This window comes from Streptomyces sp. TRM64462 (genome assembly GCF_013362995.1).
Taxonomy (GTDB): domain Bacteria; phylum Actinomycetota; class Actinomycetes; order Streptomycetales; family Streptomycetaceae; genus Streptomyces.
This window is the reverse complement of sequence record NZ_JABWDV010000040.1, coordinates 1-11,422: the sequence shown is the minus strand read 5'-3', so window position 1 is coordinate 11,422 and position 11,422 is coordinate 1. Positions and strand designations below refer to the sequence as shown.

Here is an 11,422-nt window from a genome sequence, read left to right as displayed (position 1 = left end):
CGGTCAGGGGCGGACGGCCTCCGCGCCCCTCACGCGTCCGCCACCTTGAGGACGAGCTTTCCGGTGTTGTCGCCCCTGAACAGCCGCAGCAGGGTGTCCGGGAACGCCCGCACGCCACCGTCCACCACGTCCTCCAGCGACCGCAGCCTCCCGGCCGACAGCCACCCGGCCAGCTCGGCGGTCGCCTCCGGGTACCGGTCGGCGTAGTCGAAGACCACCATCCCGGTCATGGAGGCGCGGTTCACCAGCAGCGACATGTAGTTGGCCGGACCCTTGACCTGGTCGGTCGTGTTGTACTGCGAGATCGCGCCGCAGACGACGATCCGCGCACCCCGCGCCAGACGCGTCAGCACGGCGTCGAGTACGTCTCCGCCGACGTTGTCGAAGTAGACGTCCACGCCCCCGGGCGCCAGCTCGCGCAGGGCCTTGCGCACGTCCTCCGACTTGTAGTCGACGCAGGCGTCGAACCCGAACTCCTCCACCACCAGACGGCACTTGCGCTCACCGCCGGCGATGCCGATGACACGGCACCCCTTGATCTTGGCGATCTGGCCGACCACGCTGCCGACCGCCCCGGCCGCGCCCGACACCACGACGGTCTGGCCGGGCTCCGGCCGTCCGATGTCGAGCAGGCCGAAGTAGGCGGTCATGCCCGTCATGCCCAGGACGCCCAGGTGCACCGGCAGCGGTGCCAGCGCCGGATCGACCTTGGTCAGGCCGCGACCGTCCGACAGGCAGAACTCCTGCACGCCGAGCGTGCCGGACACATGGTCGCCCACGGCGAACCGCGGGTTGCGGGAGACGATCACCCGGCCCACCCCGCCCGCCCGCATGACCTCCCCGATCTCCACGGGGCGGATGTACGACCTGCCCTCGTTCATCCAGCCGCGCATGGCCGGGTCCAGCGAGAGGTGCGACACCCGGATCAGCAGTTCGCCCTCGCCCGGTTCGGGGGCCGGCTCCTCGACGTACTCCCAGTCGTCCGGCCCCGGCAGCCCGACGGGGCGTGCGGCAAGCCGGTACTGGCGGTTCATGCGGCTCATCTGGACGGCTCCTCATCGCACGGACATGGGCACACCGACTGGTCGGTATGGATGCCGAGAGGTTAGCCCCGGGATGCGGCACCGGGCAAGGGCCGCCCACCGGGGGCCACCGTGCCGGGGATCTTTTCCATTCGGCCGCTGCACGGCCCGCCCGCTGCGTACCGTAGGCGTCGCCGCGGACGCGGACATGCGGGACGTGGGACTGCGGAAGCAGGGGACCGGGGGGTCGGTGAATGGGTGAGCTACGCCCGGAGTTCCGTGCTGCGATCCGGGAGGCGATGACCGCACCGGACGTGGCAGCGCCGTTCGTGTTCGAGCCGGCGGAAGGCGTGCTGAGGCGCGGGACGCACTACAACATCGCGCACCTTCTCTACCAGGCCCGCGACAGACTGACGCCCGAGCAGACGGGCGGGCCGGAGGCCGTCGACCTCGACGTCGTGTACCTCGTCGCGTGCTACCACCTCGCGCGGTGTCAGCACCTTCCCGAGGAGCGGAAGACCTGGGACTACCACACGATGGTGTTCCTGCTCGGCGTGGTGCACGCGTTACGTCCGGACGCCGTACCGCAGCCCCTGCGCGATGCCTTCGCACAGGACCCGCCGAAGGTGGCACCGCCCTACGAGATCGTGCACGCAGTGGGCATCGCGCTGCTCCTGGCGAGCGTGCCCGCCGAGGACCAGGCAGGGGTGACACTGGCCACGTTGTTGATCATGTGGGCACGGGACGAGGCGCGGGGCCGGGAGTCCGAACCGAGCGTCACCTTCAATCTCGGCACGGCCATGGCGGCCCTGGCCGACTTCGACGGCGATGACGTTCCCGTGGGGACGAGGTCCGCCGCCCTGCACCTGATGCGGGAGGCGCTCGCCATGCTGCCGCCCGGTGATCCGGCGCGTCAGGAGATGATGACCCTCCTCATGCGGACGCAGGCGAAGGCCCCGCCGGCCCCGGTGGCCGAGGGCACCGGGGCGGCCGAGGTGGCCCACTACATGCGGGACGGGAACACGGAACGGCTCAACACGCTGGTCGACCGGCTGCGACGGGCCGTCGACGCGTCGGAGACCGGTGAGGCGGAACGCGGTCACCGTCGTATCGAACTGGGCCAGGCGCTGCGGATGCGCTTCGAGGTGGAGGGGGAGCTGGCCGACCTCGACGGTTCGATCACCGAACTCACCGAGACGCTCACCGGCCCGCTCGGCGACGAGGAGCGGGCAGCGGCCTTCTCGTTCCTCGGCCTCGCCCACCTCGATCGGTACGTCTCCTCGGGAGACCTCGCGGACCTGGAAGCCGCCACAGCCGCCGTCCGCCACCCGTACCCGGCCCATCTCGCCGCCTCCCGCACCCACGCCCGACGGCTCACCAATCTCGCCGCCGTCCTCACCGCACGGTTCGACGCCTACGGGGACGACGCCGAACTGGACGAGGCGGTGGACCACCTGCAGTACGCGGTGGCGGCCACGCCGCCGGCCCAGCACGACCGTCCCGTCATGCTGATCAAGCTGGCCGTCGCCCTGCGGAAACGCGGAGTGCACACAACGCGGGACGCGGATCTGGACGCCGCAGCCTCCCTCCTCAGGCAGGTGGCGGGAGACCCCTCGGACACCGGCCCCAACCAGCAGCTGGCCCGCCTGGAGTTGGGGCACCTGCTGTCGACGCGTGGCCGCAGCCGACGGGCCGTGGCAGACCTGGTGGAGGCCGTCGCCCAGTACCGCACCACCGCGCTCGCGCCCACACAGGACGTGCGCACCCGCCTGCACTGTGCCGCTCTGTGGGGCTTGACCTGTGCGCGGCTCAAAGACCTGGACCAGGCCCGTGCCGCCTTCGGCGTGGCGCTCGCCGACCTGCTGCCCAAGCTGACCGGGCGTGCTCTGGGCAGGGAGTCACAGGAGACGCGGCTGCGCGAGGTCGCTTCCCTGGCCAATGTCGCCGCTGCCGTGGAACTCACGGCGGGCCGGCCCCGCGAGGCGCTGATCCGGCTGGAGCAGGGGCGCGGAGTCCTGCTGGCGCAGGCACTGCGGCTACGGAGCCGTCACGACGACCTGGTGGCCGCGTCCCCGCGCCTCGCGGAGCGCTACGAGCAGGTCTGTGCGGACCTGGTGGCGCGGCAGCGCAGCCCGGAGCAGCGCAAGGCGTCGGCCGCGGAGTTCGACCAGGTGGTGCGGGAGATCCGCGCGCTGCGCGGCTTCGGCCACTTCCACCGGCCGCCGGACTGGGCGCGGCTGAGCGAGGCGGCGGCACTCGGGCCCGTCGCCGTCATCAACGTCTCCCCGCTGCGCTGCGACGCTCTCCTGCTGCACCGCCGCTCCGGGCGCGGCGCCGTCGAGGTACTGCCGCTGCCCGGCGTCACGGCGGACGAGATCGCCCGCCGGGCCGACGCCTTTCAGGCCGCCGTCACGAAGCTGGCGACACCGGGCACCACGGGCGGCGAGCGGTACGTGATCGACCGCGAGGTGAAACGGACGCTGCGGTGGCTGGGCGACGAGATCGTGAAGCCCGTCCTGGCGCGGCTCGGCCTCGGCAGCCCGGTGGAACCGGGCGCCCTCCCGCCCAGACTGTGGTGGTGCCCCACCGGCGTCCTGTCCCTGCTGCCCCTGCACGCCGCCCTCCTCGAAGGCGAAGGCCGCCCCGGCTCCGTGTACGCCCATGACTGCGTCGTCTCCTCCTACGTCCCCACACTCGGCTCGCTCCTGCACGCCCGCGACACACCCGCCCCCGACGCCGGCCGGACATCCCTGGTCGCGGTCGCCGTGGACGCCGGTGACGGCCACTCACCGCTCGCCGCCCTCGCACAGGAGCTGTCCGCGACGGAAGAGCTCACCGGCCACAGGACGGAGCTACGGGACACGGCGGCCACACCTGAGGCGGTGCTGGCCGCACTGCGTACCCACACCCACGCCCACCTCGCCTGCCACGGCGTACGGGACCCGGCCGCCCCGTCGCACAGCAGACTCCTCCTGCACGGCGGCCACGTCACCTTGCGCGAGCTCGCGGCCGAGCGCCTGCGCGACGCCGAGCTCGCCTACCTGTCCGCATGCCACAGCGCCGCTCCCGGCCACGAACTGGCCGACGAGGTCATCTCCGTCGCCTCCGCCTTCCAGCTGTGCGGCTACCGGCAGGTGGTCGGGAGCCTGTGGACCGTCGACGACACGATGGGCCCCCTCCTCGCCCGCGAGGTGTACCGGCTCCTCGCCGCACCGGATTCCCCCGGCGCCGCCCACGCCCTGCACCGGGCGGTCGGCACGCTTCGCGAACACCCGCACTACCGGGAGCCGCTGTTCTGGGCGTCCGTCATCCACAGCGGCCCGTAGCAGCCCCGGAAATCGGAGCCAAGGAGACCTCGATGAACGACCGTGAGATGCGCGCCGGCCTCTGCTCGGCGCTGCCCTGGCTGACGGAGGACCTGGAGAGGGACGGCAGACGCGCGGAACTCGACAGCGCCGTACGAGCCGTCCTCGCGGAGACCCCCGTGCTGGAGGCGACCGCGGGACTGGACATCCCGCCGCATGTACTGGGCGAGCCCGGCCCGGTGCGCGGCGAGGAACCCGGCGCCATGATCCCGGGCATGACGCCGCGCTCCGCGGGGACGTCGTACCGCTGCCCCGACGGGTGGTGCAGCCTGAACGTGGTCCGCAGGCCGGGCGGGGAACTCCCCGCCGGGGGCCGCTGCTGGCTGCGCGACCGGCCGCTGCGCGTCGTCGAGGCATGACCGGTGGCCCCGCTCCTCGACAGCCTCGGCCAGAAGCTGGCCGAGAAGTGGCTGTCCGCCCTGGCCGCTCCCGGACTGGCCTTCGTCGCGGCCGCGACCACCGGTGCGGTGCTCGGCCACGGTGACGCACTGGACCGGTCCGCTCTGTTCGAACGGATGGGGCACTGGGCCACGCAGGCGGCGAAGTGGCCCGCCGTGGGCCAGCTCGCCCTCGCCGCGGCGGTGATCGTCGCGTCCGTCGCCGTCGGCACCTTCGTACGGGCCTGCGCGGAGGGCGCCGAACGCGTCTGGACCGGGGACTGGCCCTCCGTGGCGTGGCGGCCCGGGGACCGGTTGACCGCGCGACGGCTCAGGCGCTGGGAGCGGATCCAGTCGCGGATCGAACAGCTCCGCGCTGCGGCGCCGGCGCACCGGCGCGGCGAGCAGGCGAGAAAGGAGCTCGACACGCTCGCCGCCCGCCGCGACGGGATCGCGCTCGCCGCGCCCAGCAGGCCCACCTTCACCGGCGACCGCATGGCCGGGACGGAAACCAGGCTGCGCCACCAGTACGGCATCGACCTCGCCTCCTGCTGGACGCGTCTGTGGCTGATCCTTCCCGAGGACGTCCGAACGGAGCTGCGCGCCTCGCGCACCCGCTTCGACGCCGCGCTGGCCGGCTCGGTGTGGGCCGGCTGCTACGCGGTGCTCGCCTGCTTCTGGTGGCCCGCGGCCGTGGTCGCCCTCGCGGTGGGGCTCATCGCCTGGCGCCGCGGCCGACGCGCGGCCGCCGTGCACGCCGAACTGATCGAGTCCACCGTGGACATCTACCTCAGGAGACTGGCGGACGAACTCGGCCTCGACACACCCGACGGCCCGCCCGACCCCCGGCTCGGGGCCGCCCTGAACCACGTCGCCCGCAAGGCGGCCTGACGCCTACGGCCGGCGCACCATCATGAGGATCACCGCTCCTCGCCGCCGCTGCTGCCGCTGCCGCCGCCGCTGCCGTCGCCGTCTTCCGTCGAGCCGCGTCGCCCGCGGCGCCGCCGTTCGGCGAGCCACGAGGCGGTGAGGAACACCGGCAGAGCGACTCCCGCCATCGTCGCGGAACCGGTGAACGCGCTGGCGAGGAAGCGGCCGCCGAGGCCCGCCACCCCGTGGTAGTAGCCGACCACCACGGCCATGAGCAGGACGTATCCGCCGACGAACGTGCCGGCCACCTGCCGGATCAGGCCGGCCCAGCCGGACCGCTTTCCGGACGCCTTTCCAGGACCGGGCCGCTGTCGGCGCAGCAGCAGAAGGCCCAGGGCCAGATACCCCATGACCAGCAGGTAGCCGGTCAGCATGAGCGTGACGTTCAGGGGGACGGGGAGCACGGCTACCGGCCCTGGGCCCGGCGCAACGCCGTCACGGCGCGTCCCGCAGCAGGAAGTGCCAGCCGCGGACGAAGGCGTGCCAGCCGAACCACAACCACAGCGCGAACAGCGCCCATCGCCCGACCGGGTAGCGCATCACCGCGCGCAGGGCATCGCTGAGCGTGGGGAAGGCGTCCCCTGTCCGTACGAGGGCCAGGCCCTCCCAGGCGAACAGGGCGCCGAACAGAAATGCCCAGACGAGATACCCGATCACCGGATGCTCCGCCATCGCGACCTCCACACGCGCGTGCGCCGGCTGGCCGTCATGGGGCAGCCGGGGCCATCATCCGCCACGGCGGGACCGAACCGTCGGATACCGCGGCGATCCGGGCCGCCAGTCGTGTGGTGACCCAGGAGCGCAACCGATGAGGGGCCCACTCGGCGGCCCGGACGTTCGCCCGTTCGAAGGGGGAACTACAAGCCGGTGTGCGTGCCTTCGCCCCGGTGGGCCGTACCGGAGCAACCATGGCGGACGCCTGTCGTCCGTTTGCCTGCGTACCGCCGTGGTGAGTGCCGATGCCTCAGAACACGCCCGATGTCAGTGTGATCATCGGTGCCTACGACGCCATGCCCTACCTGGTGAAGTGCCTGGAGTCCGCGGAGAGCCAGACCATCGGCCACGAGCGCATGGAGATCGTCGCCGTCGACGACGGGTCGACGGACGGCACGGGGGAGTACCTGGAGCAGTTCGCCGCGCGTACCCGCGTGCCCACGCGCGTCGTGCGACAGGCCAACTCCGGTGCCCCCGGCGGTCCGCGCAACACCGGACTGAGCATGGCCCGCGGCCGGTACGTCTTCTTCCTCGACGCGGACGACTACCTGGGGGAGGAGGCCCTGGAGCGCCTGGTCGCGATGGCGGACCGGGCGGGTACGGACGTGGTGCTCGGCAGGACCGCGGGCGTCAACCGCAAGGCCGCCGCCTCGATGTGGGGCCGTACCGTCGAGCGCGCCGACATCTTCACCTCCAACGTGAAGTACACGCTCAGCGCGCAGAAACTGTTCCGGCGCGAGTTGCTCGTGCGCCACGGCATGCGGTTCGACGAGTCGCTGCGTACCGGGGAGGACGCCCTGTTCACGCTGGAGGCGTATCTGCGCGGCAGCGGCGTCTCGGTCGTCGCGGACCATGTCTGCTACTACCTCGTGGGCCGTGAGGACGGCAAGCATGTGACGAAGGGCGGCGGTTACGCGATGCGCTTCGACTCGGCGAGGGCCCTGATGGAGCTGATCGCCCGGCATGTGCCGAAGGGCAGGAGACGCGACCTGCTGATGCTGCGGCCGTTCGTGGTCACGCTGCTGCCGCAGTTCGGGCCCGTCCTGCTCCGGCAGCCCGAGCAGGTGCTGCGCCACAAGATGGAGCTGGCGGCGCCGCTGATGGCCGCCTACTGGACACCGGGCGTCGCGCGACGGCTGAGGACGGAGGACCGGCTGCGGCTCACCTGCGTGGCCCTGAACAAGCCGGACGCGCTGCGGGACGTGGTCGCCTTCCTCCAGGCGGGCACACCGCCGGACCGGGTGCGCCGCCGAGGCCGCCGGTACGCGGCGTACCCGTACTTCCGGAACCCGGCGGCGGGCATCCCGGACACCGCGTACGAGCTGCGCGAGGCGGCGTGGGCCCGTACCCTCCCAGGCCGCGCGGCACGCCGCCTGATGCGGGTCGCACGCCGCACGGCGGCCACGGGGGAACCCCCGCCTCGTCACCGCGCCTGACCGGCGAGCCCGTCCGGGGCCGCGCTCACACCGGCGAGCCCCAGGCTGTCGTGAGGCCCTCCAGCCACGCGGGCGGCAGTTCGGCGGCGTCCCACTCCTCCCGCAGCGCCGACGGCGCCGTCGCGAGCCGTTCCAGTACGGCGACGCTGGTGGGGGAGTGGACGAGGGAGTAGCGGCCGTGGACCGCGACGGTGCTGCCGGGCCCGTACTGCGCGTACAGACGCTCCAGGCGCGCGCGGTGGGCCGAGGCGAACTCGGCGAGTCGCCCGGCGTACCCGGCGCGCTGCCTGGAGTTCATCGTGCCGAGGACAGCGGTGAGCACCTGCTCGGAGACGTCGGGGTCGAGGTCGGAGACGGCGGTGAACGAGAGGTAGAGCGGCACGACCGCCGCCTTGGCACGCTCCACCTGCATCCGCCTGACGGGAGGACGGGCGTCCGGAGCGTCGTCCGACGGATCGGAGGCGACGGCGCGCCGTAGCGCGCGCTCGGCGAGGCCGCCGAGTTCATCGGTGACGACCTGGACCCCGTCGAGCCAGCCGGCCTCGTACAGCGCGCCCTTCCCCGTCGGCACGCCCCGCCCGGTCACGCCGACCTCCTGGTGTGCGACGGCGAGCGCGCCGGCCTCGACGAGCCCGATCAGCTCCTCCGCGTCGCCGGAGAAGACCCCCGCCCTGCCGAGGAGCTGGAGGAGAGTCTGCTTCGCGTTGCGGACACTGACCGCGTCCAGCTCCTGCCGTCCTTCGTCGACGGCGTCCATGGGATGTCCTCCTCATCGCGTGAGCCCGTACGGCGCGCCTCCGCGGAACGCGCGACGGCGTTGTGTGCCACGGCGACATCTTGACACTGACGTGGCGCCGACCGCGAAGGACTCGGCGTCTCCGCGGTCCGCATCCGGACGGGCCGTCCGCGCGTCTCCTCCTGGGTGAGGCGAGGAGGGCACATGCACAACAGCGGGCGACGGTCGGCGAGGCTGCGGCTGGCGCGGCGGCGACCGGCACCGGACAGGGCGAGAGCCCGGGTGCGTGACGACGAGGAGGAACGGCAGCCGGCACCGCGACAGAGCTGGTGGTGGCGCCGGGCCGACTGGACCCGGATCGGCACGGTCGCCGCGATCGTCGCGGGCATCGGCACGCTGGTGTTCACCGGCGTCACGACGTACTACCAGGCCAAGGTCTCCCAAGAGCAGCTCGAGCAAGCCCGGAACGACGCGGACCGAGACGTACGAAGCCAGGCGGCGCGCGTCTCCTTCTGGCGGTCGTCCACCGACGAGACGCTGCGCGTGCACCTGATGAACAGGTCCGCCGACCCCGTCTACGGCGTCAGCATGGACATCGCCGTGGCCGAGGGCACTGAACGGTGGAAGGCCAGGCTGTCCCTGGCGAGCGTCGCCCCGTGCACGGAACTGATCATTGAACGAGACGATCTGCGGGACGAGTCGATGTCTCGGAAGCGGCACGGGCGGTGCACATGCTGCAGCCCGAGTCTGTCATCTTCCTGGACCGGGACGGGCAGGGCTGGGAGCGCACCTCCCTGAGCCTGAAACGCGCCCACGGGCTTCAAGAGGTACTGTCGGCGATCGTCCTCGAGAACGGGTCGACAGGGCTCCACACGACAAAGCCCGCGGCGGACTGTGGCTCCGAAACGTGACGGGTGGGGCTCTCCGGGCCGCCCGGTGGCGACACGCCGACAACGCTTTGCCTTCCGTACCGGCCACCGCCACGCTTGTCGTGAGCAGGACGACCATCAATGGGGGCGATTCTCGTGCTGCGCATCCACTTCACGCCCGCGGACCTCACCCGGGTCATGCTGGCCACACGTCCCGATCCGCTCTGGGAGATCGCCTGCAGCCTGCACCGGCTCCAGACCTCGCAGGGCCGCTGGGCCTACGCCGACTGGTACCGCACCACGCTCGACACCCTGACGGACACCCCGCTCGGCAAGGCGGTACGCCGACTGCTCGTCCCGGTCGTGCCACGGGCCGCCTACTTCCCCGACTTCCTGACCCCGCACGAGGCGGCGGAGGGACTCGACGAAGGACTCGCCGCGATACTCGACACCCCGCCCGCGCGGGTGGCCGCCGAAGTGCGCAGACTGGAGCAGACCAACGGAGGGCCCGCCTGGGCCGGGCGCCTGGTGGAGCGCGACGCCCGGGAGGAGCTCGTCAAGGCCCTGCGCGCCTACCACGACGCGGTCATCGCGCCGTACCAGGACGATGTCCGCGCCAGGATCACCGGTGAGCGGGCCTTACGCGCCCGCGTGACCGTCGACACGGGCGTCGACGGACTGCTCGGCGGTCTCACCCCCGCCATGCGGTGGCGCCCGCCGGTCCTCGAGATCGACTATGTCGAGGACCGGGACCTGCGCCTCGACGGCCGTGGCCTGCGCATCATCCCGTCCTACTTCTGCTGGCGAACACCGATCGCCCTGGCCGACAACGCACTGCGGCCCGTGCTGGTCTACCCCCTGTACGACTCCCGGCCACCCGCGCCCGAGCGCCCCTCGGACGCCTCACTCGGCGCCCTGCTGGGGAAGACCCGCGCGGCCGCGCTGCGGACCCTCAGCCTCGGAGCGACCACCACCGAACTGGCCCAGCGGCTGGGCGTCTCGCCCGCCACCGCCACGCACCACACCACCGTGCTGCGCAACGCGGGCCTGATCACGACCCAGCGCTCGCAGAACACCGTGCTGCACACCCTCACCCCGGCCGGAGCGGCGCTGCTCAGCCCCGGAACACCGGGCTCCGCCGCCTGATCCGGGTCTTTCGAGGCTCCTCGAAGGTCGTAGAAAGCGCATGCCGAAGGCTGCCAGAGTGTCCGGCGAACGCCTGGCGGGGCAACCGGTGCCCGCCCGTCCGTCACCACAACAGATGGGGGAAATCATGAAGCGAACCTTCGCCGGCGCCCTGGCCATCGCCTCGGCCGCCGCGACCTGCGTGGCCCTCGCACCTGCGGCGTCCGCCGCCGAGCAGGGGGCACAGGCCTGCGTGAACTCGTACCTGACGACGGGCTACCGCGGTTCGAGCACCATCCTCACCAAGGCCAGCAGCAGCTGCGGCGACCTCAACCTCACCTACTCCAACAACTCCACCTCGCGCTCGTACGACCGCTACGCCGGCCGCCTCCTCGGCTCCAGCGGCTGGTTCACCTGCGCCAAGGGCTACGTCACGGCCTACGACGGCTACCACAGCGTCAACGACTCCCGGTACTGGCTGTGCACCGACGTCCGCAGCGGCGCCAGGTTCGGGGTGGCCAGCTACTACGACGGCGGCGACAGGGTCCGGATCACCCACTGACACCGACCTGACCCTCTGCCATCCGGGGTGCCGCCGGCTCACGTCGGCGGCACCACGGGCGGCGCGGACGGATGCAAAGAAGGCGAAGGGCAGGGGAATGAGGGGGGACCGGGTGATCCGTCCAGCGATCCGGCGTCGGCCGCAGCCGCAGCCGCAGCCGCAGGCGCAGCCACGGCTTCGTCGCGCCGTCGTCGGCGCCGCCGTCGCCGCGGCGGCCGTATCCGCGCTCGCCGCCTGCTCGACGGCCGCCGACCCGGCGGACCCCGCGACGCCCTCCGCGCCGCCC

General features: G+C 72.5%; 11 protein-coding genes. 7 read left to right on the top strand and 4 right to left on the bottom strand.

Annotation, left to right across the window (positions count from 1 at the left end; all coding sequences use genetic code 11):
* Window positions 1-29: 29 nt before the first annotated feature.
* A complete protein-coding gene (locus HTZ82_RS01940; protein ID WP_175407497.1) occupies window positions 30-1,043 on the bottom strand; it encodes an NADP-dependent oxidoreductase in 1,014 nt (337 codons plus the stop codon).
* A gap of 278 nt (window positions 1,044-1,321) precedes the next feature.
* Between HTZ82_RS01940 and HTZ82_RS01935 the strand changes: the two genes are divergently transcribed.
* The 3 genes from HTZ82_RS01935 to HTZ82_RS01925 are packed head-to-tail and all read left to right on the top strand — an operon-like array spanning window position 1,322 to window position 5,655.
* Entirely contained in the window at window positions 1,322-4,348 is a 3,027-nt protein-coding gene (locus HTZ82_RS01935; RefSeq protein WP_254711562.1) for a CHAT domain-containing protein, read from the top strand.
* Between the two features lie 32 nt (window positions 4,349-4,380).
* Window positions 4,381-4,746, top strand: a complete 366-nt coding sequence (locus tag HTZ82_RS01930) for a hypothetical protein (RefSeq protein ID WP_175407495.1) — start codon at window positions 4,381-4,383, stop codon at window positions 4,744-4,746.
* 3 nt (window positions 4,747-4,749) lie between these two features.
* A complete protein-coding gene (locus HTZ82_RS01925; RefSeq protein WP_175407494.1) occupies window positions 4,750-5,655 on the top strand; it encodes a hypothetical protein in 906 nt (301 codons plus the stop codon).
* Between the two features lie 29 nt (window positions 5,656-5,684).
* Here the strand turns inward: HTZ82_RS01925 and HTZ82_RS01920 are convergent, their stop codons facing one another.
* Window positions 5,685-6,098, bottom strand: coding sequence for a DUF6256 family protein (locus HTZ82_RS01920; protein WP_175407493.1), 414 nt, complete (start codon window positions 6,096-6,098; stop codon window positions 5,685-5,687).
* Window positions 6,099-6,129: 31 nt separating this feature from the next.
* Window positions 6,130-6,366 (bottom strand): DUF6186 family protein, encoded by a 237-nt coding sequence (locus tag HTZ82_RS01915; protein ID WP_175407492.1) that lies wholly within the window; start codon window positions 6,364-6,366, stop codon window positions 6,130-6,132.
* 287 nt (window positions 6,367-6,653) lie between these two features.
* On the opposite strand from HTZ82_RS01915, the gene HTZ82_RS01910 reads away from it, so the two are divergent.
* Window positions 6,654-7,844 (top strand): glycosyltransferase family A protein, encoded by a 1,191-nt coding sequence (locus tag HTZ82_RS01910; RefSeq protein ID WP_175407491.1) that lies wholly within the window; start codon window positions 6,654-6,656, stop codon window positions 7,842-7,844.
* Window positions 7,845-7,869: 25 nt separating this feature from the next.
* On the opposite strand, the gene HTZ82_RS01905 is transcribed toward HTZ82_RS01910, so the two are convergent.
* Window positions 7,870-8,601: a hypothetical protein gene (locus HTZ82_RS01905; RefSeq protein WP_175407490.1), complete on the bottom strand. Its 732-nt coding sequence runs from the start codon at window positions 8,599-8,601 to the stop codon at window positions 7,870-7,872.
* A gap of 183 nt (window positions 8,602-8,784) precedes the next feature.
* Between HTZ82_RS01905 and HTZ82_RS01900 the strand changes: the two genes are divergently transcribed.
* From HTZ82_RS01900 to HTZ82_RS01890, 3 genes are all read left to right on the top strand, one after another.
* Window positions 8,785-9,378: a hypothetical protein gene (locus tag HTZ82_RS01900; RefSeq protein WP_175407489.1), complete on the top strand. Its 594-nt coding sequence runs from the start codon at window positions 8,785-8,787 to the stop codon at window positions 9,376-9,378.
* Between the two features lie 212 nt (window positions 9,379-9,590).
* Window positions 9,591-10,595, top strand: a complete 1,005-nt coding sequence (locus HTZ82_RS01895) for a helix-turn-helix transcriptional regulator (RefSeq protein ID WP_217623570.1) — start codon at window positions 9,591-9,593, stop codon at window positions 10,593-10,595.
* 127 nt (window positions 10,596-10,722) lie between these two features.
* Window positions 10,723-11,136, top strand: coding sequence for a hypothetical protein (locus HTZ82_RS01890; RefSeq protein ID WP_175407488.1), 414 nt, complete (start codon window positions 10,723-10,725; stop codon window positions 11,134-11,136).
* Window positions 11,137-11,422 lie beyond the last annotated feature (286 nt).

What these genes read in the sequence shown, in the direction of transcription:
- HTZ82_RS01940 (WP_175407497.1), bottom strand. Translation starts at nt 1,043, where the DNA reads ATGAGCCGCATGAACCGCCAGTACCGGCTTGCCGCACGCCCCGTCGGG.
- HTZ82_RS01935 (WP_254711562.1), top strand. Translation starts at nt 1,322, where the DNA reads ATGACCGCACCGGACGTGGCAGCGCCGTTCGTGTTCGAGCCGGCGGAA.
- HTZ82_RS01930 (WP_175407495.1), top strand. Translation starts at nt 4,381, where the DNA reads ATGAACGACCGTGAGATGCGCGCCGGCCTCTGCTCGGCGCTGCCCTGG.
- HTZ82_RS01915 (WP_175407492.1), bottom strand. Translation starts at nt 6,366, where the DNA reads ATGGCGGAGCATCCGGTGATCGGGTATCTCGTCTGGGCATTTCTGTTC.
- HTZ82_RS01910 (WP_175407491.1), top strand. Translation starts at nt 6,654, where the DNA reads ATGCCTCAGAACACGCCCGATGTCAGTGTGATCATCGGTGCCTACGAC.
- HTZ82_RS01905 (WP_175407490.1), bottom strand. Translation starts at nt 8,601, where the DNA reads ATGGACGCCGTCGACGAAGGACGGCAGGAGCTGGACGCGGTCAGTGTC.
- HTZ82_RS01900 (WP_175407489.1), top strand. Translation starts at nt 8,785, where the DNA reads ATGCACAACAGCGGGCGACGGTCGGCGAGGCTGCGGCTGGCGCGGCGG.
- HTZ82_RS01895 (WP_217623570.1), top strand. Translation starts at nt 9,591, where the DNA reads ATGGGGGCGATTCTCGTGCTGCGCATCCACTTCACGCCCGCGGACCTC.
- HTZ82_RS01890 (WP_175407488.1), top strand. Translation starts at nt 10,723, where the DNA reads ATGAAGCGAACCTTCGCCGGCGCCCTGGCCATCGCCTCGGCCGCCGCG.